Raw genomic sequence first — 19,428 nt, 5'->3', positions numbered from 1 at the left:
GCACATCACCGAAGACGCCGAGGAGACACGACATGAGCACGGCCACACCGCCGGACGGGTTCCCGCAGGCACCACTGCGGGCGACCATCGGCTACGCGGCGCCGACCAGCAGCCCGGCCGAGAAGAAGATCCGGTACGTGGCCCACACGATCGACGTCCACGACGCCCGGCAGATCAGATCGGGACTCTCGCTGGACGGCGAGGGGTTCGTCCTGGCCGAGCACGAGATCCGGTCGGCCCACCTCGAGGATCCCGCTGAGCTCGCCCGGGTGTACGCACCCGAGATCGCCGAGGTCGTGCGAGAGGCGACCGGCGCCTCGTATGTCGTCCCGCAGACCACCTGGTGGAGCATCCTGCCGCGGACCAGCGAGCCGCTGCCGACCGAGGTGATCGCCCAGCTCTCACGGGACGGGCAGACCCACTACACGGTCGAGGGGGTGACTCCGCGCCCCGCGGGGAACGCGCACGCCGACTACACGCCACACACCGCCGAGGAGCTCCTGGAGCTGGTCAGATCGGATCCCCGGGTGGCGGTGCCGCCGTTCCGTCGTTTCGGCATCTACCAGACGTGGCACGTGCTGAACGACCCGCCGCACGACAACACCCTCGCCCTCGCCGACAGCCGATCGGTCCACGACGAGGATCTTGTCACGTATGACAACATTCTCGGCATCCCCGACGAGCCGGGCAACACGGTCAGGTCGCGTGCGGGGAAGGCCTCCGAACGGCACCGCTGGTACTACTTCTCCCACCTCAGAACGAACGAGATCATCGTTTTCGTCGGCTACGACCCCGCTCGGCCGAACAATGTCCTGCACACCGGGTTCAACATTCCCGATGCCGGGCCGGCGGCGCGCCCTCGACTCAGCCTGGAAGCCCGGTTCTTCGCCTTCTTCGAGTAGAAGGCTGACACGACGGACGTCAACCGGCGGGGAGCGGAGTGGGAGCCGCATCCGCCAGATCGGCATCCAGCCAGCCGCCGATTCGGTGCACGAGAGCGTTCCCGGTGGGGTCAAGCAGCTTTCTTCCGAGCRGCTCGTGACCCGCCGGGGAGGTGGTGTACCGAAAGTCCGGGTCGTCGCTGGCGAGCGCCCGGACGACGACGTCCGCGACCTCGGTCACCGGCTGGACGGCGGGCACATCCGTGAGCCTGCCCTCGGTGGCGTTGGCGGCCAGCCCSGCGAAGATCTCGCGATAGCCCTCCCCCGCCTCGGTCTGGAAGCGCGCCAGGTCGTGGCCCCGCCAGACGTTGGTACCGGAGACGGGACCCGGGTCGACCAGCGAGACGGCCACGCCCAGCCGTCGGGCGACCGGGGCGAGGCTTTCCAACGCGCCCTCGAGAGCGAACTTCGAGGCGGTGTAGGACTCCAGGAAGGGCGCACTGACCACACCGTTGATGCTGCCGATGGCGATGATGCGGCCGCGGCTGGTGCGCAGGTGGGGCATGGCCCGCTTCAGCAGCGCGAGGGGACCGAAGAAGTTCACCTCGAAGACCTGCCGGACACTCTCCAGGGCCTCGTTCTCGAACGTGGCCATGTGCGTGATTCCGGCGTTGCTGACGACGGCGTGCAACGCACCGTGGTCGGCCACGACGTCGGACACGGCGGCCGCGACCGCCTCCGCGCGGGTGACGTCGAGCTCACGGATGTCGAGGTCGACCCCGGCGGCCTCCATCCGGGCCCGGAGATCCCCGACCCGGGCGAGGGAGTGCACCGAGGCGACCACCTGGTAGCCGGCCAGCGCGGCCCGCACCGCGGTGGCCGCCCCGATTCCCGAACCACTCCCGGTGATCAGCACAGCCCCCCGCGCGGCGGGGTCGTTGCCGGGCGTCCTCGTCATGCGGCTTCCATCCCAGCTATCCGAGCGACAGATTCCCTCTGAACGATTTCACCGGCCAGATCATTTACATCCGGCGGATTCCATCGGATGAACCGGGCCCTCGCACCGATTTTGCCACAGCCGGCGGGACCTTCAGCCCCCGCCGGACAAACACGGGCCGACAAGGGACCTGAAGGCGGCCGACGACCTCCGCGGCCGCCCCTCGGGATCAGCACCCCCAGCCGCCCGCGGCGACACACAGGGGGGTAATGAGGGGAAACCGGCCGGCGCGGCGCCGCCTTACTGGGGTTGACGGTGCCGAAAAATCCGACCTACGGTGGGCCGGGAAACAGCCGGAGAAATCCGATACCGGAGGAGTTTTCTGACCATGAGCACCCAGCGGCTGCGTATTGGTGTCCTGGGATGCGCCGACATAGCCTGGCGGCGGATGCTGCCAGCGCTCGCGGCGAATCCGGACGTGGAGCTGACGGCGGTCGCGAGCCGGGATGCCGCGAAGGCGCAACGCTTCGCCGAGCGGTTCGGCGGCGAGCCGGTCGTCGGTTACAGCCGGTTGCTCGACCGCCCGGACGTCGACGCGGTGTACATTCCGCTGCCGCCGGGGTTGCACGCCGCCTGGGTCGAACGCGCACTGCGTTCCGGGCGGCACGTGCTGGCGGAGAAACCCCTCACCACGTCACGGGCGGATTCCGAACGGCTGACGGCCCTGGCCGAGACGAGCGGCCTGGCCCTCCTCGAGAGTCTGATGTTCCTCACCCACTCCCAGCACGCCACCGTGCGGGACCTGGTCGGGACCGGTGAGATCGGCACCGTCCGCGGGCTGACCGCCCAGTTCGCCTTCCCCGCCACACCCGCACGCGGGCGTCACTCCCCCGAGGTCGGCGGCGGCGCACTGACCGACGTGGGTGTCTACCCGCTCCGCACGGCGCTGCTGTTCCTGGGGGACGAGCTCGAGGTGGTCGGCGCCACGCTGCGGGTGGATGAGCAGCTCGGTGTCGACATCGCCGGCGACGTGCTGCTGGCCACCCCRACTGGCGTGACCGCGCATCTGACCTTCGGCACGGAGCACGCCTACCGCGCCCGGTACGAGCTGTGGGGAAGCACGGGACGGATCGCCGCCGAATGGGCGTTCACCCCGCCGCCCACGCACCCCCCGGTGATCCGGATCGAGCGGCAGAACCGGATCGAGAAGATCACCCTGGCCGCCGACGACCAGTTCGGCAACGTGGTCGCGGCCTTCGTGGCCCGGGTCCGCGACGGCGTCCCCTCGGTACTGGAGGGCAAGGCGGTGCTCGCCCAGGCGGATCTGATCGACCGGGTGCGGGACAGCGCCCTCGTCCTGCCCCGCCGGGAGGGCACGCCCACCGGCTCCTGAGCCCGCCAGGTGCCCGTCGCCGGGCCCTCGACTCGCATTCTGACGACCGATGCCTGACGGCCCTGCCTGACGACGACCGATGCCTGATGACGACCGATCGGAGCCCCGATGAGTGCGGCAGAGCGCGACCTGATCCTGGAGAGCGTACGAAAATACCACCGGGACAACGCGGGCAGTGGGGAGTTCGTGCCGGGCGAGACGCCGATCCTGTCCTCCGGCGCCGTGTTCGACGAGGACGACCGCGCCGCGCTGGTCGAGGCGGCGCTGGGCATGCGGATCGCCGCAGGCACCTCCACAAGCCGGTTCGAGCGCCAGTTCGCCCGGCTGCTGAACCGTCGCAAGGCCCACCTGACCAACTCCGGTTCGTCCGCCAACCTGCTCGCGCTCACCGCGCTCACCCAGCGGGAGCTGGAGGAACGCCGGCTCCTCCCGGGTGACGAGGTGATCACCGTCGCGGCCGGCTTCCCGACCACGGTCAGCCCGATCCTGCAGAACCAGCTCGTGCCGGTGCTCGTCGACGTGGAGCTGGGCACCTACAACACCACGGCCGAACGGGTGGCCGCCGCGATCGGTCCGCGCACCCGGGCCATCATGATCGCGCACGCGCTGGGGAACCCGTTCCCGGTGGCCGAGATCGCCGCGCTGGCCACCGAGCACGGCCTGTACTTCGTCGAGGACAACTGTGACGCCGTCGGCTCGACCTATCAGGGCCGGCCGTGCGGGAGCTTCGGGGATCTGGCGACCGCCAGCTTCTACCCCGCCCATCACCTGACCATGGGTGAGGGCGGCTGCGTGGTGACCGACAACCTGGTCCTCGCCCGGCTCGTGGAGTCCCTGCGCGACTGGGGCCGGGACTGCTGGTGCGAGCCGGGGGCCAACGACACCTGCCACAAGCGCTTCTCCCAGCAGCTGGGCCGGCTGCCCTACGGCTACGACCACAAGTACACGTTCTCGCACGTCGGCTACAACCTGAAGTCCACCGACCTGCAGGCTTCCCTGGGCCTCTCCCAGCTACGCCGGCTGGACGAGTTCGGCGCGGCCCGGCGGCGCAACTGGCGGCGGCTGCGCGCGGCGCTCGACGGCGTGCCCGGCCTGCTGCTGCCGGAGCCCACCGCGGGCAGCGATCCGAGCTGGTTCGGCTTCGTGYTCACCGTCCGCGCGGACGCCGACTACGACCGGGCCGGGCTGGTCGGCTTCCTGGAGTCCCGCAACATCGGCACCCGGATGCTGTTCTCGGGGAATCTGGTCCGCCAGCCTGTCTTCGCCGACGGCGATGTCCACTACCGGGTGGTCGGCGGCCTGGCGAACAGCGACATCATCACCGAGCGGACCTTCTGGGTCGGGGTCTACCCGGGCATCACCAACGAAATGATCGACTACGTGGCCCAGTCGATCTGGGAGTTCGTCACCTCCGCAGCGCAGCGCAGGAGCCGCCGGTAAGGAACCTGGCTGGCCGGGGTCACCAGCCACACCCAAGGGGGTGGTTAGGGGAGTTCCCGCCGATGCGCCGGTGCCACAATCGGCGAGGTAGTCGCCCGACGCGGCAGAGAATGGTTGACGTACATGACGCGTTATTTCCTGTGGCGGTTGCTGCAGGGTGTCTTCGTGGTCTGGGCCGCCTACACCCTGACGTTTGTGGTGCTGTTCGCGCTGCCGAGCGACCCGGTAAGCATCATGCTCGGCCCGAACAATCTTTACACCCCCGAGGATTTCGCGATCCGCCGGCACGAGCTCGGCCTGGACCGCTCGGTGCCGGTGCAGTACTTCATCAGCCTCGGCCACCTGTTCCAGGGCGACCTCGGCCGGTCGGTGCAGTCCGGCCAGCCGGTCTCCGACATGATCGCCGAGGCGCTGCCGCAGACCGCGGCGATGGCCGGGCTGGGTCTGCTCCTCGGTGCGCTGTTCGGGGTCGGGCTGGCCCTCGCCACCAGCCTCACCAGATGGCGGTGGCTGCGCCAGGTGCTGCTGACGCTGCCGCCGGCGGGTGTCGCCGTGCCCGGATTCCTGATCGGGCTGCTGCTGCTGCACTGGTTCTCGTTCCAGTGGAACCTGTTCCCGGCGCTCGGCAACGAGGGGTGGCGCAGCCTGGTGCTGCCCGCGGCTACGATCTCGATCCAGCCCGCCGCGGTCATCGCCCAGATCCTCGCCCGCAGCCTCGACAACGAGCTGCGGCAGAACTACGTCGACACCGCCAGGGCGAAGGGCGCCGGTCCGGTCCGGGTCAACGTCCGGCACGCGCTGCGCAACGCCGCGCTGCCCACCCTGACCATCGCCGGTCTTCTCGTCGGCGGCCTGCTGGCCGGGGCGATCGTGGCCGAGGTGGTCTTCTCCCGCAACGGGCTGGGCCAGATCTCCCAGACGGCGGTCAGCTCCCAGGACCTCCCGGTGGTGCAGGGCGTCGTACTGCTCGGCTCCGCCATCTTCGTCGTCATCAACCTGCTGGTCGACCTGCTCTACCCGCTGCTCGACCCACGGATCACGCAGGTTCGCCGGCAGCCGCGGAGCCAGCCGGTGACCGTCTCGCTGTGAGCACGGCCGGCCGCTGGGCACCCAGCCTCACCGGCAGGCTCATGATCCCCGGTTGCAGGGCGGACGGGACCCGCTCCACCGGCCCCACGATCCGCACGTCGGGGAACCGACGCAGCAGCTCCTCGAACAGCACCCGGATCTGCAGTCGTGCCAGCGGAGCCCCGAGGCACCAGTGCGGGCCGCCGCCACCGAAGCCGAGATGCGGGTTGGGCGTGCGGCCGACGTCGAAGCGTTCCGGGTCGGGGAAGGTCCGCTCGTCGCGATTGGCCGAAGCGTAGTACACCACCACCCAGTCACCGGCCCGCACCTGCTGGCCGCCCAGCTCGACGTCACGGGTGGCGGTGCGGCGGAAGTGGGTCGACGGCGTCGTCCAGCGGACGATCTCGTCAGTGGCGGTGTCGACCAGCCCGGGGTCGGCGATCAGGCGGTCCCGCTGCTCGGGATGCTCGAGCAGGGCCTGCAGGCCGCCGCTGATCGCGTTGCGAACCGTCTGGCGCCCGGCGAACCAGAACAGGACGAAGAACCCGCGGCGCTCGGCCCGGGTGAGCCGGCGCCCGTCGACCTCGGCATGCAGCAGTGCCGACACGAGGTCGGTGCCGGGCCCGCCGGCCCGCTCCTTCTCCAGGCTGGCCAGGTAGTCGAACATCTCCGACAACGCCCGCACGCCGACCGGGCTGAAGCCGACGACCTCGTCGACCCCGTCGGCCCCGCCGGCCCTCTCGACCAGGTCGCCGCCGGTCGCGGCGCCACCGGTCGCCGGCTGCGGGGTCCGCCGGACGTCCTGGGCCACGACCGTGGTCCATTCCTGGAGGAGAGAGCGGTCGGCGGGCGGGATGCCGATCATCTCGCCGATGATCTGCGCGGGCAGCTCGGCGGCGAYGTCGGCGGCGAAGTCACACGTGTCGGAGCCCGCGGCCCGGTCGAGGATGGCGGTGACCAGCGCGCGGCAGTCGGCCTCCAGCGCCTCGACGGCGCGGAGCTGGAACCCTCTACTGACCAGCGCACGCATCCAGCGGTGCTCCGGGTCGTCCAGATGGGACATGTTGACGAGGCTGTCGGCGAACTCGTCCATCTCCGGGCCCCAGCGGGTGATCTCGATGCCCTGGCCGGAACAGAAGATGTCCGGGGCCCGGGAGACTCGTACGACATCCTCGTACCGGGTGACGGCCCAGAACTCCCGGCCGCCCGTGACCGGGGTCGAGCGGTGTCGGAACACCGGCGCATGCTCGCGCAGCCAGGCGAACGCGGGATAGGGATCCCCGTGCCAGAACTCCACCGCCGTCAGGTCCACGTCGCCTGGGCCTGTCACGATCGGGCCCGTCACGAACCCCGTCATCGTGTCGACTCCTCCCGCAACAGACCGGTGGCCGGGTGACATTTCCGTCACCCGACCACCATAGGACCAGCAGGGCGGCCCCGGACCCGTGCGGCAGGGGAATCAGGAAAGCCAGACGTCCGCCAGCCCGAGCAGGCGGGCGTCGGCGTCGAGCCGGAAACCGTGCACGTTCTTGCCCACCGCCACCACGGCGGTCTCCTCGACCAGCGGTACGACAATGCCCTGCTCGGCGATCCGCTCCTGGATCGTGACGAGGAGCTCGCTGTGCTTCGCGGGATCGCTCGCCGCCGTCAGCTGACCCAGCAGCGTGTCGATCTCCTTGTCCTGGATGTTGTAGAAGTTCGGCGGGCTGGTGGCGAAGGCGCTCACGTCGGCCTCCGCATCGAGGCTGCCGGCCACTCCGGACAGGAAGGCGTCGTACTGGTCGCCGGCCTGCAGCGCCTCGACCGCGGCGGCGGCCGTGTCGAGCCGCAGCTGCAGGTCGACACCCACCTTGGCGAGCTGCGCCTTCACCAGTTCCACCAGCCCCTGGTCCCAGGCGTTGCCCCGGTCGAGCCAGCCGAACACGATGCGCAGCGGCTTGCCGTCCTTCTGCCGGATGCCGTCGCCCTGGCGCGTCCAGCCGGCCTCGTCGAGCAGCCGCTCAGCCGCCGCCGGATCGCGCTTCAGCACCCCGGAGGTGTCGGACCAGCCCGGCACCGTCGAGGTGAGCACACTGGTGGCGTTCGTGAAGCTCGGGTGCAGCACGGAGTCGCGGATCTCGGTGGTGTCGACCGCCCTGGCGATCGCCTGGCGCACCTTCACGTCCGACAGTGGAGCGCGGTCCGCTCCGGTGACCACGAGTGCCTCGGAGAGGCGGGGCTGCGACTGGCTGAAGATCTCGAAGCCGGCCTCCTCGACCCCGTCGATGTCACTCGGGTTGAGTGCGACGGCCACCTGCACCTGCCCGGTGCGCAGCGCGCCGGTCCGCACACTGGCCTCGGGCACCACCTTGAAGACGAGCCGGTCGAGGTAGGCCTCGCCGTTGCGTTCGCGGTACTGCGGGCCCCACTCGTAGCCGGCGCGCTTGGTGAGGACGACCTGGCTGTTCTTCTGGTACGACTCCAGGACGAACGGGCCGCTGCCGATGACCTTGTCGAAGCGGTCCTTGACCGGCAGGTCCAGGGTGGCCGGCGCCACGATGCCGAACCCGCTGCCCGCCAGCGCCGTCGGCCAGCCCAGGAAGGGCTTGCCGAACCGCTGGACGACCGTGCGCTCGTCGACGGCCTCGGTCCCCTCGTACTTCGAGGTCGTGAGGGTGGTCACCGAGGCCGAGCCGGTGAGTTCCGCCTTGGTCGCGAGGATGTCGTCGAAGTTCCGCTTGACCACCTCGGCGGTCAGCGGCGTGCCGTCGGAGAAGGTCACCCCCTCGCGCAGGTGGAAGGTGTACTCGGTCGCGTCGTCATTGGCCTCGAACGACTCGGCCAGCCACGGCACCGCCTTGCGCGTTTCGGGATCCAGCGCCACCAGCGAGTCGACGACCGGCCGGGACACCTCACGCACGATCGGGGTGACCGCACGCGGGTAGACACTGCCCGGGTCGCCGCTGAGCGCGACGGTGAGGGTGCCGCCGCTCTTCGGTTCACCCGATGAGCCGGTCTCCCCCGTCGTGGTGTCGTCGCCGCAGGCCGCGAGGAGCAGCGCGACGGCGGGAACGAGGACGAGAAGGCGGCCGGGCCGTCGTCCACGGTGCGATTGGTGCCGTACGGTACGGCCGAACATGCGGGTTTCCCCCTCAGAAGAAATTGCCTGACAAACCTGATGCGCGGGAGCCGGGCCTCGAACGGGGCCACAGCCGGGCCATCGCGGTCGATCCCGCGGTCATGCCCCGGCGGTGTGCCCGCTCCGGCCGGGGATCGCCTCCAGCAGCTCCCGGGTGTACGGCTCGCGCGGTTCGGCGAAGATGCGTTCGGTCGGGCCGGTCTCCACCAGGCGCCCGTGGCGCATCACCCCGACCTCGTCGGCCAGCCTTCGGACGACGGCGAGATCGTGCGAGATGAACAGGTAGCTCACCCCGAGCTCGTCCTGGAGCCGTTCCAGCAGGCCGAGAATCTGCGCCTGGACGGAGACGTCGAGCGCGGAGACGGGTTCGTCGCAGACGAGCAGGTCGGGGGCGAGCGCGAGCGCTCGCGCGATGGCGACCCGCTGGCGCTGCCCGCCGGAGAGCTCCGTGGGCCGGCGCCGCAGCATCCCCGTGGGCAGGGCCACCAGGTCGACGAGTTCGGCGGCCCGCTGCCGCCGCTGGGCGCGGGTTCCCAGCCCGAAGGACGTCAGCGGATCGGTGATGATCTGCTCGACGGTGAGGCGAGGGTTCAACGACGCGAACGGGTTCTGGTAGACGATCTGCATGCGCCTGCGCAGCGCACGCAGCGCCGCCCCACCGACGTCGGTGATGTCGGTGCCGGAGAGCACGATCCGCCCGGCGTCCGGGGCCGTCAGCCGCAGCACCAGCCGGGCGACCGTGGACTTGCCCGAGCCGGACTCGCCGACCAGCGCGAACGTCTGACCGGCCGGGATCGAGAAGCTCACGCCGTCGACCGCCCGCAGCACCCGAGGGCCGTCCGCGGAGCGCGGCAGTCGGTACTCCTTCACCAGCTGTTCGACCCGCACGTGTGGTTCGTCCCGCTGCCGCGCCGCGCCGTCGTCTCCGTTCCCGGGGCCGGGGCCGGGGTTGGGGCCGAGGTCGAGGCCGGGGTCGGGGCCGGGGCCGGGGCCGGGAGAGGCGGGCGCCTGCGGCGCGGGCTCGGTGACCACGGCTGGCCGTGGCGGGGCGAACGGATCGCCGGGCACACCGGCGCCGACACCGCGCCGCCCCCGGCCGGCGGCCCTGCGGGCCGGGGAGGGCCCGAGGCTCGGGGCCGCATCGATGAGCGCCCGGGTGTAGGGATGCTCGGGGTCGGTCAGGAGCCGCGCGGGCGGGCCCTGCTCCACCACCGATCCGGCCCGCATGACCAGCAGCCGGTCGGCGCGTTCGGCCGCCACCCCGAGATCGTGGGTGATCAGCAGGACGCTGGTCCCGGTGGTCGCGCTGAGCGTCGCGAGGTGGTCGAGGATCCGGCGCTGAACCGTCACGTCGAGCGCGCTGGTCGGCTCGTCGGCCACCAGGAGCCGGGGCCGGGCGGCGATCGCGATGGCGATGAGGGCCCGCTGGCGCAGCCCGCCGGAGAGCTGCGAGGGGTACTGGCGGGCGCGCAGCTCGGGCTCGGGCATGCCCGCGTCGGCGAGGACGCGCACCGCCTCCCGTCCCGCGGAACGCCGGTCGGCCAGTCCGTGTACCAGCAGGACCTCGGCGACCTGCACGCCGATCCGCATCACCGGGTTGAGCGAGGTGGTGGGATCCTGCGGGATCAGCGCGATGTCGCGCCCGCGCACCGCGCGGAACCGGCGCTCGCTGAGCCGAGTGACGTCCTCGCCGGCGAAGACCATCCGTGCGGCGACCTGCTCGGCCGACCGGGGCAGCAGCCGCAGCACCGCGTGCGCGGTGGTGGACTTGCCCGATCCCGACTCGCCGACGATGGCCACGGTCTCGCCGGCGGCCACCCGCAGGCTGACCGAGCGGACCGCGTGCACCACCTCGCCGCGCGTCCGGTAGCGGACGTCCAGATCGTCGATCTCCAGCAGGGCGGTGCCGGCCGGTGCGTCGGTACCGGCCGGTGCGTCGGCCGGCTTCGCCGCGGTCTCCGGGGTGGGCAGAGCACTCATCGGTCGGCTCCCAGATCACTGTTGATCTCCTGGGACAGCCGGTTGGCGGCGAGCACCGTCAGCGCGACCACCACGGCCGGCAGGATGGACATCCACCAGGCCTGCTCGAGATAGCTGCGGCCGCTGGAGACCAGCGAGCCCCACTCCGGCGTCGGGGGCTGGGTACCGAAACCCAGGAAGCTCAACGTGGTGACACCGAGGATCGCGGCGCCGAACACCAGCGTGGTCAGTGCCCACACCGGACCCATGGCGTTGGGCAGCACGTGCCGCAGGAGCACCCGCCGCCAGGTGGCCCCGCCGGAGTGCGCGGCCTCCACATACAGGCTCTCCCGCACCCGCAGCACCTCCGCGCGCGTCACCCGGGCGGTGTCGGCGACGGCGACGATGCCGACGGCTATCGCGACATTGACCGTGTTGCCCTTGCCGAGCACCGAGATCAGCGCCAGCGCGAGCAGCAGCGACGGGACGGACAGCAGCACGTCGACCAGGCGCATCACCGCGATGTCGACCCAGCCGCGCAGGAAGCCGCTGAGCATGCCGAGGACGGTGCCGGCGCCCAGGCCGATGACCACCGCGAGCAGCGCGGCGGGCAGCGTGCGGCTGGTGCCGTGCACCGTGCGGGTGAACTGGTCCCGACCGAGCTGATCGGTGCCGAAGAGATGGTGCCAGGAGGGTCCGAGCAGCCGGTCCGGCGAGTTGGTGGCCAGCGGGTCCCGCGAGGTGAACGCCTCGGGCACGACCGTCGCGACGACGAGAAGCAGCAGCCAGAGCAGGGCCAGGACCAACCCGGGCCGGCGCAGGACGGATCTGGGCAGCCGGGGCGTCCGACGCCCGGCGGGCCGGGTCGGCGGGTCGGTGACGGCGGCTACCGGCGGCGACTCGACCAGCAGCGACTCACCGCGGACCGTGGACATGAACGGACTCACCCCTGTCAGAACACGCGGATACAGCGACCGGCTGTCAGGGCTGGCGGGGCAGGACGGGCTGGCGGAACATCGGGTGACGCCTCCGGGTGAGATCGCGACTTATATCGGAGCGTTCTGGAGGGTGAGATCCGAACGCGTGGGATTCACGGACAGGGAATTCCCAGGCTGGCAGAGTGCGGGCAGGTTGAACGCCAGGATGAAACGCACAGACACAAAGTTCGGGTGCGCCGCCGTCGCGCCGGCCGGTAACACCCGCCGGCCGAAGTTCATAGTCCCGAACTCTGTACCTGGATGACCGGTGGGAGTACCCCTATGCCTCCCCACTTCTTCGCCGAATCCGCACGGTGTCGCGCCTTGTTGCAGGCACGGAGGCAGTGAGCGACCGTGCGGCGGACGTCGGCCCGGGACGGCGGGCGCTGGCCCGGGCTCGGCCGCCCGGCCCGCCGGCCTCGGACCGATGCCCGGCACCCGCGGCGCCGCACCCGCACACGAATCCCGCACAGCGGGGACGACTGTTCTCCCGCCGCTTTCCATCGTTTTATCTGTGGGGGTTGTTAGGGGTAGGCGCACCCAGACAGCGCAGCGCAAGGTGCTAGCCGGTCCGGTGATTGTCCGGAGACGGCAGATATCTTGGAGGAGCAGTCAATGGTGGGTCCGCTGTCTCGGAGGGACTTTCTGACTGCGGGGGTGGCCACCACCGTGCTCGGAGTCGGGGCCGTGGCCGGAGCCACGCAACTCGGGGCGGGCCCAGACGGCGCCGCGCAGGCCACCGCCGTTCCCGGCGGCCATCTCGGGCACGGCGTGGCCGCCCCCGTCGCGGCCTCGGTCGCGCCTCCGGTCACGCCCTTCTCGGTGCCGCTGCCGGTGCCGCCCGTCCTGGCTCCTACGCAGACCACCGCCGACTCGGATATCTACGACATCACCGCCCGGGTCGGCCAGGAGGAGCTTCTGCCCGGCTTCCCCGCCGAGGTCCACGGCTACAACGGCAGCTATGTCGGCCCGACCATCAAAGCCAGGGTCGGGCGCCGGGTCGTCGTCCGCCACCGCAACGAGCTGCCGCACGTGACCGCCGTCCACGTGCACGGCGCGCACGTCTCCGCCGCGAACGACGGGTTCCCCACCGACGTCATCAACACCGGCACGACCCGGACCTACGAATACCCGAACAACCAGGCGGCGGCGACGCTGTGGTATCACGACCACGCGCACCATCACGAGTCCGAGAACATCTACCGCGGGCTGCACGGATTCTACCTTCTGGAAAATCCGCCCGAGGCCGCGCTGGGACTTCCGTCCGGGGATTTCGACATTCCCCTGCTGCTGTCGGACGGGCATTTCGACGAGAGCGGACAGCTGGTCTACGCCGTCCAGGACGAGGCGGGCCGCACCACCGTTCTCACGAACGGGCGGCCCGCGCCGTACTTCAGGGTGCAGGCCCGCAAATACCGGTTCCGCCTGCTCAACGCCAGCAACATGCGGATATTCAACCTGATCCTCGGCCAGAACGAGGAGTTCACCCAGGTGGCCGGGGACGGCGGACTGCTGCCCGCCCCGGCGCGGATCCGTTCGGTGCTGCTCAGTGCGGCCGAGCGTGCCGACATCGTGATCGACTTCTCCCGCTACCAGCCAGGTGCCCAGGTCGTGYTGACCAACACCCGTAACCTTCTCGACCCGAGCGTGCCGATCTCCCAGCCCGTCCTGCGCTTCGACGTGGTGGCCCGGGAGGGGACCGACACGAGCCGGGTGCCCGCCGCGCTCGCCACGCTGCCCGCGCTGCCRCCGGCCACCCGGGTCCGCGACATCGTGCTCTCGTACCACACGGTCGCCTTCCCCTTCRCCATCAACGGGAACCTGTTCGACCCGAACCGGGTGGACTTCCAGATCAAGCGCGGCACCACCGAGATCTGGCGCATCACCAATCCGGTCACCCCGGTCGCCACCTACCACAATCTGCATCTGCACCTGGTGCAGTTCAGGGTGCTCGACCGAAATGGCATCCCGCCCGGCCCGACCGAGCGGGGACTGAAGGACACCGTCCTTCTCGCGCCCGGTGACACAGTGCGGGTACAGGCCACATTCACCGAATTCCTGGGCAAGTTCGTATACCACTGCCATGTCGTGGACCACGCCAGCACCGGAATGATGGCCGTCTTCGAGACGATTGCATGACGACAGGCCCCGCCGTGCGCCGGGCGGGTACTCCCGTCCGGCCAGAAAACGCAACTGCTAGGATTCTTCCGTGTCAGCGCACCCATCGTTCCCACTCAGCCGGCGCGATTTCGACGACATTTACGGCCGTGTGCCACGGCTGTGCGTGGAGGTGGTGATCCGGGAGCCGGACGGTGTACTGCTGGTCAGGCGGGACATCGAACCGGCCCGGGGGCAGTGGCACCTACCCGGCGGCACGGTGCTTTTCGGAGAGTCCCTGCCGGCCGCGGTGGCCCGGGTGGCCGGCCGCGAGCTGGGGGTCACCGTCGCCGCCGGGGAACTGCTCGGCTACGTCGAGTACCCGCTGATAGCGGCGTCCGGTTACCGGGGCTGGCCGGTGGGCCTCGCCTTCGCGGCCACCATTGTCAGCGGGCACCTCGTGGGCAGCGACGAGGGCCGGCAGATCGGCTGGTTCCGCGACATTCCCTCCGACACCATCGGCGAACAGGCCGACTTCCTGCGTCAGCTCGTCGCCCTGCCATCCTGACCCCGCCGCCGGCCCGGTGCGTGTGACCTCACTCGAAGAACGCGAAGTAGCGGGACTCGATGCTGGTCCGCGGCAGCAGCGTGCGCCCGGCCGCAGGGACGTCGAACGCGGTGTGCGCGACGTTCGTCCGCCCCGGGTGTGCCGAGTCGAAGCCCAGGAACAGCACCAGCTCGTCGGGGCGGGCGTCGGAGAAGTAGTACCAGCGGTGCGCGTCGTCGCGGTCGCACAGCAGCGACTCGAAGACGCCGCCGAACGCCTCACGCGGGCCGATGACGTGCTCGACGACCCGCGTCCGGGACCGGCTCACGCTCCGTCCGTCGGTCAGGGCCAGCTGGCTGTCCTGCGGCGGCCCGGACAGGGAGCGCCAGGTCTGGTACACCGCGAAGCGGCCGTGCGCCGGCACCCGGTCGCCGCCGCTGCGGCGGATGTGGTCGGCGAACCGGTACGCGTCGGCCTCGCTGTAGTCCAGGTGGACGAAGCGGCCCGGCCGGGGCCGGGCCGTCCCCAGGGCGTTGCCGGTGGAGCGGATCAGGACGTTCCACCAGGTCGGCTGCGGCGCCACATGGCTGGCCCCGGTCACGCGCCGGATCAGGTCGGTCGTCTCCGCCAGGTAGTCGTCGACCAGCGGCTCGGGGTCCGCCGCACCGGCCAGGACGCTCTCGTGGGTCAGAAGCACGAACCCCTCCCGGTCCAGCGACAGCTGGTCGCGGACCGGCCGCACGTCACGGATCTCGACCGTGGCCGACGCCCACACGACGTTCGTCCCAGACGGGTTCAGGTGGTCGAACCGTGCCTGGCCGCGGATGTCTCCCGCATAGTTGATCTCAGCCGAGACCCGAGGCAGATCGGCCACCTGGGATGTCGCGGTATCCATCGTTCCGTTCCTCACTCGCTCCGGATGATCAGGCGGTCGTGCGGCTCGCGGCTCTCACTCGGCGGGCACCGGGCCGGCGGGCACCGGGTCAGCAGGCACTGGGTCAGCAGGCACCGGGTCAGCAGGCACCGGGTCAGCAGGCACCGGGTCAGCGAGCGCGGCAGGTGTGGGTTGGCGGTCAAGCCAGCTGCCGGTCCGCGCGACGAGGGTGTCGCCCGTCGGGTCGACCAGCTTGCGGGCGAGCAGCTCGGTTCCCACCGTGGACGTCGTGTAGCGGAAGGCGGGCTCGTCGCTGCCCAGCACGCCGACAATCACCTGGGCGACCTCCGCCGCGAGCTGGCCGGCGGGCAGGTCGGTGAGCAGCCCGTCGGCGGCGTTGGCGAAGTACCGGTCGATCACCTCGGTGTAGGGGCTCGTCGCCGCGGCCCGGAACCCCGCGATGTCGATCGTCTGCCAGATGTGGGTGTCGGACGTCGGCCCGGGGGCGACGACGGAGACGTCCACACCCACCCGGCGGGCGACCGGGGCGAGGCTTTCCAGCGCGCCCTCGAGGGCGAACTTGGAGGCGTTGTAGGCCTCCTGGAACGGTGTGCTGACCACTCCGTTGAGGCTGCTGACCGCGATGATCCGGCCATGGCTTGCCCGCAGGTGCGGCATCGCCCGCTTGAGCAGCGCGATCGGGCCGAAGAAGTTCACGTCGAAGACCCGCCGGTAGCTTTCGACAGGCTCGTTCTCGAAGGTTCCCATCCGCGTGATCCCGGCGTTGCTGATCACGGCATGCAGTGCGCCGTACCTGGCCACGATGTCCGCCAGCAGAGCCGCAGCGGCCTGCTGGCTGGTCACGTCCAGCTCCCGGAACTCGATGTCGAGCACGCCGGCCTCGGCGGACGCGATCCGGGAGCGCAGGTCGTCGACGCGGTCGAGGGAGTGCACGGAGGCCACGACCCGGTAGCCGGCGAGTGCCGCCGCCACGGCCGTGGCCGCGCCGATCCCCGACCCGCTCCCGGTGATCAGCACAGCTCCCGGCGGGCGCGGCCCGGAGCGTGCGGAAGCAGGGGACGCGGAAGCAGGGGATGTCGTCATGAGCGCACAGCCTCCGGCCGAAGCGGGACGGGCAGGGAACAGGTGTGAGCCGAGGTGCCGGTGACGGCCTCGGCACGCGAGCCATCGGGCAGGAGCACCTCGGCGGAGGTGCCGGGCGGCACTGCGACCGTGAGTGTGAACCGGTTGCCGTCGACCCGCCAGGACGCCTCGATCCGCCCGTAGGGCGAGTCGTAACGGGCCTCGGCCCAGGTCAGGCCGCCGCCGGGGCGTGGGGCCACCCGGAAGCGGCGGTAGCCGACCTGCTCGGCGCCGTCGTCCGCGGTCTGGATCCCGACGACGTGACCGTGCAGGAACTCCACGACACTCGCCCGGGTGGGGAAGTTCAGCGCCAGCCGGAGGGACCCGTCGGCGCCGATGCCGTCCCAGGCCTCCCAGAAGGTGGTGCCGCCGCGTTCGAAGGTCGTCAGCCAGGACGGCTCGGTGTCCTGCAGGAGCAGCTCGTAGGCGACGTCCAGATACCCGGTGTCGGCCAGCACCGGCAGCAACAGCCGGGTCGAGGACAGCCCGGTGCCCGGGTGGGTCCCCGCCTCCCGGATCAGCTCGACCAGCCGGGCGGCGGTGCGTTCCCGCAGCTCGTCCGGCACCAGCCCGAATGCCAGCGCCCGCACATGTGTCGCCTGGGTGTCCGGCGTCAGCGCACCGTCGGCACCGATGAACTCGGCCTGCCACGCGGAGCGGACCCGGGCTGCCAGCGCCCGGTACCGCTCGGCGTCCGCCTCGTGGCCCAGCACCGAGGCGATCCGCGCCAGCAGCCCGGCGGAGTGGTGGAAGTAGGCCGTCGAGAAGACCGCGTGGTCACGGGCGGCCACCCGCGCGACCTCGGCGGCGACGAGGTGGTCCAGGTCCGTCAGGGAGTGGACGTGCCCCAGCCAGTCGTACGGAGGGGAGGGCGGGTCGATGCCGGGAGCGCGCGGGGTGTCACGGTCGCCCGGGCGCCGCGTGGCGCCCGGCGGCGGCGCCGACACGGGGCGCAGCCCGAGGCGGATGGTCTCCCAGAGCTCGCCCCACTGGTGGCCGGTGTCCCAGAGGAACTCCTCGTGGGGCGCGGGCTCGGGCCGGGCGGCGGCCCGCGTCGGATGGCGCTGCTCCCGGGCCACGGTGGCCACGTGCTCGACCCATGCCCGCATGGAGGGGTACTGCTCCGCGAGCACCCCTTCGTCCCCGTAGATCCGCCACATCTCCCAGGGCACCAGGACGGCGGCGTCCGCCCACCCGGCCTGGCCCTGCGGCAGCGCGAGGTGCGCCGTCGCGCTGTTCGGGCCGAGCGGGTCGGGGGCGTAGTTCCTGATCCGCCCGTCGGGCCACTGGTCGGCCGCGAGATCGCGCAGCCACGAGGCGCTGAAGCCGGAGACGTCGTGGAACAGCGCGGCCGCGGGCACGTTGGTCCCCCAGTCCACCCACCCGGCACACTCGCGGGTGATCTCCGCGGTAGGGGTGCCCCACTGCTGGTTACGCAGCGTCCAGAACGCGGTCTCGTACAGCCGGTTGATCCGCTCGTCGCTGCACCGGAACCACCCTGTGCGGGGAAGATCGGAGCCGATGGCGGCGGCGGACACATCGTCCGCGGTGATGTCCTCCGGATGCCCGTCGATCCGCACGTACCGGAAGCCGTGGCGGGTGTGCCGCGGCTCGAAGACGTCACCGGGCCGGCCGGCGGAGATCACCCGGTCACCCTGCACGCCCCGGGGCGGCTCATACCAGCGCAGCGTGGCCTGCGCGCTGGACGGGTCGACATCGCCGGTCAGCGGGTTCAGCGCCTCGGCGTGCGTCAGCAGCAGGGACGTCCCGGCCGGCCCGAGCCGGCCCAGCCGCACCCAGCCGTGGATGTTCTGCCCGAAGTCGACGACCTGGGCGTCCGGCCGCGGGCGGCTGATCGCCACCGGACGCAGCCAGGCGAGGCGGCGGATCGGCGCCGCCGGCGATGACACGAGGTGGGTGCCATCCGCCGGCGCACCGGCCACGTGCACCGGGGACCAGCCGGAGACGTCGGCGCCGGGCAGGTTCCAGCCCGGCCGGTCGCGACGGAAGTCGGTCTCCTGACCGTCGAAGAGATCAGCCGCCGTGATCGCCCCGGCCRCCGAACGCCAGCCCGGGCCGGTACCGGCGACGGTGACGCTTCCGTCGGGATGCTCGATCCGCAGCTCGGCCAGGAACGCGACGCGCTCGCCGAAACCGTCCGGCAGCCGGTGATAGCAGGTCCGCCCGCGGTACCACCCGTCGCTGAGCACCGCGCCGAGCACGTTGGCACCGGCGGTCACCAGCGAGGTGACGTCCTGGGCCTGGACGTGGATCCGGCTGCGGTAGGCGGTCGGCCCGGGGGCCAGCTCGGCGTCGCCCACTCGGATGCCGTTGAGGAACACCTCGTAGACGCCGTGGGCGGCGGTGTACAGCCGGGCCCGCGTCACGGGGCGGTCAACGACCGTCTCCCCCCGCAGCAGGTAGCCGGGGCGCGAGCCGGCGGGGGGAATGCCGCCGCCCTCGTCCGGCCCGACCCACGAGGCCGTCCAGTCCCGCGGGGCCAGCAGACCGGCCTCCCACCAGGAGGCCGGCGACCACTCGCTCTCCCCGGAGTCCGACCAGACCTTCACCGCCCAGGTGACACGCTCCCCCGAGCGCGGGACCGGCCCGGGGTAGGGAACGAACAGGCTGCGGCCCGACGTGACCCGGCCGCTGTCCCACTCCGCGCCGCCCACCTCGCCCCGGAGCTGGTAGCCCCGCTGGGCGGTGGCTCCCGCCGGGAGCCACCAGCTCAGCCGCGGGGCAGGCGTGGTCAGGCCAAGCGGAGTCACCAGATGCTCGACCCGCAGATTGCTCGGCGCGGACACCGTCACCTCGTTCTCTCAGTCGCCCCGGTCGCTGCGGTCTGTCAGGAGGCCTGGCTTGGTGGCACCCGACACCGTGCCCCGGAGATTGTTCCGCCGGTCGCGGGAGATATTCCGCTCACCCGTCGCCCCACCTGTGCCCACAAAATAGTGGACGTCCCCACTCCCATTAATCAGGACGATTGACGAA

General features: G+C 71.3%; 14 protein-coding genes. 6 read left to right on the top strand and 8 right to left on the bottom strand.

Annotated elements, in window-relative coordinates; translation table 11 throughout:
• Positions 1 to 32: 32 nt before the first annotated feature.
• Positions 33 to 902, top strand: a complete 870-nt coding sequence (locus tag CC117_RS23075; RefSeq protein ID WP_071087538.1) for a CmcJ/NvfI family oxidoreductase — start codon at positions 33 to 35, stop codon at positions 900 to 902.
• 19 nt (positions 903 to 921) lie between these two features.
• Here the strand turns inward: CC117_RS23075 and CC117_RS23070 are convergent, their stop codons facing one another.
• Positions 922 to 1,839 carry an SDR family NAD(P)-dependent oxidoreductase gene (locus CC117_RS23070; RefSeq protein ID WP_071087536.1) on the bottom strand — a complete coding sequence of 306 codons (918 nt, stop codon included), beginning with the start codon at positions 1,837 to 1,839 and terminating at the stop codon, positions 922 to 924.
• A gap of 367 nt (positions 1,840 to 2,206) precedes the next feature.
• Between CC117_RS23070 and CC117_RS23065 the strand changes: the two genes are divergently transcribed.
• From CC117_RS23065 to CC117_RS23055, 3 genes are all read left to right on the top strand, one after another.
• Positions 2,207 to 3,211: a Gfo/Idh/MocA family protein gene (locus CC117_RS23065; protein WP_071087534.1), complete on the top strand. Its 1,005-nt coding sequence runs from the start codon at positions 2,207 to 2,209 to the stop codon at positions 3,209 to 3,211.
• 108 nt (positions 3,212 to 3,319) lie between these two features.
• Positions 3,320 to 4,651, top strand: a complete 1,332-nt coding sequence (gene rfbH / locus CC117_RS23060; RefSeq protein WP_071087532.1) for a lipopolysaccharide biosynthesis protein RfbH — start codon at positions 3,320 to 3,322, stop codon at positions 4,649 to 4,651.
• 123 nt (positions 4,652 to 4,774) lie between these two features.
• On the top strand, positions 4,775 to 5,740 hold the full coding sequence (locus CC117_RS23055) for an ABC transporter permease (protein ID WP_071087530.1): 966 nt from the start codon (positions 4,775 to 4,777) through the stop codon (positions 5,738 to 5,740).
• On the opposite strand, the gene CC117_RS23050 is transcribed toward CC117_RS23055, so the two are convergent.
• From CC117_RS23050 to CC117_RS23035, 4 genes are all read right to left on the bottom strand, one after another.
• Entirely contained in the window at positions 5,688 to 7,076 is a 1,389-nt protein-coding gene (locus tag CC117_RS23050; protein WP_084132627.1) for a cytochrome P450, read from the bottom strand. The two genes, CC117_RS23055 and CC117_RS23050, sit on opposite strands and share 53 nt — an antisense overlap.
• 102 nt (positions 7,077 to 7,178) lie before the next feature.
• Positions 7,179 to 8,837 (bottom strand): ABC transporter substrate-binding protein, encoded by a 1,659-nt coding sequence (locus tag CC117_RS23045; RefSeq protein WP_071087528.1) that lies wholly within the window; start codon positions 8,835 to 8,837, stop codon positions 7,179 to 7,181.
• Between the two features lie 99 nt (positions 8,838 to 8,936).
• Positions 8,937 to 10,817: a dipeptide ABC transporter ATP-binding protein gene (locus CC117_RS23040; protein WP_071087527.1), complete on the bottom strand. Its 1,881-nt coding sequence runs from the start codon at positions 10,815 to 10,817 to the stop codon at positions 8,937 to 8,939.
• Positions 10,814 to 11,731 carry an ABC transporter permease gene (locus CC117_RS23035; RefSeq protein WP_084132637.1) on the bottom strand — a complete coding sequence of 306 codons (918 nt, stop codon included), beginning with the start codon at positions 11,729 to 11,731 and terminating at the stop codon, positions 10,814 to 10,816. The genes CC117_RS23040 and CC117_RS23035 overlap by 4 nt, the downstream gene beginning before the upstream one ends.
• Before the next feature lie 657 nt (positions 11,732 to 12,388).
• Here CC117_RS23035 and CC117_RS23030 point away from each other — a divergent pair.
• Positions 12,389 to 13,912 carry a multicopper oxidase family protein gene (locus CC117_RS23030; RefSeq protein WP_084132625.1) on the top strand — a complete coding sequence of 508 codons (1,524 nt, stop codon included), beginning with the start codon at positions 12,389 to 12,391 and terminating at the stop codon, positions 13,910 to 13,912.
• A gap of 70 nt (positions 13,913 to 13,982) precedes the next feature.
• The gene (locus CC117_RS23025; protein WP_071087523.1) at positions 13,983 to 14,438 is read left to right on the top strand and encodes an NUDIX hydrolase; all 456 of its coding nucleotides are present in this window, start codon (positions 13,983 to 13,985) and stop codon (positions 14,436 to 14,438) included.
• A gap of 28 nt (positions 14,439 to 14,466) precedes the next feature.
• On the opposite strand, the gene CC117_RS23020 is transcribed toward CC117_RS23025, so the two are convergent.
• The 3 genes from CC117_RS23020 to CC117_RS23010 are packed head-to-tail and all read right to left on the bottom strand — an operon-like array spanning position 14,467 to position 19,241.
• Positions 14,467 to 15,312: a CmcJ/NvfI family oxidoreductase gene (locus tag CC117_RS23020; RefSeq protein ID WP_071087522.1), complete on the bottom strand. Its 846-nt coding sequence runs from the start codon at positions 15,310 to 15,312 to the stop codon at positions 14,467 to 14,469.
• Positions 15,313 to 15,366: 54 nt separating this feature from the next.
• The gene (locus CC117_RS23015) at positions 15,367 to 16,395 is read right to left on the bottom strand and encodes an SDR family NAD(P)-dependent oxidoreductase (protein ID WP_084132623.1); all 1,029 of its coding nucleotides are present in this window, start codon (positions 16,393 to 16,395) and stop codon (positions 15,367 to 15,369) included.
• The gene (locus CC117_RS23010; protein ID WP_071087597.1) at positions 16,392 to 19,241 is read right to left on the bottom strand and encodes a family 78 glycoside hydrolase catalytic domain; all 2,850 of its coding nucleotides are present in this window, start codon (positions 19,239 to 19,241) and stop codon (positions 16,392 to 16,394) included. Before CC117_RS23010 ends, CC117_RS23015 begins: the two co-directional genes overlap by 4 nt.
• Positions 19,242 to 19,428 lie beyond the last annotated feature (187 nt).

Source organism: Parafrankia colletiae, from assembly GCF_001854655.1.
Taxonomy (GTDB): Bacteria; Actinomycetota; Actinomycetes; order Frankiales; family Frankiaceae; genus Parafrankia; species Parafrankia colletiae.
The sequence above is the reverse complement of the archived record's forward strand: the minus strand, read 5'-3'. Positions and strand labels throughout refer to the sequence as shown.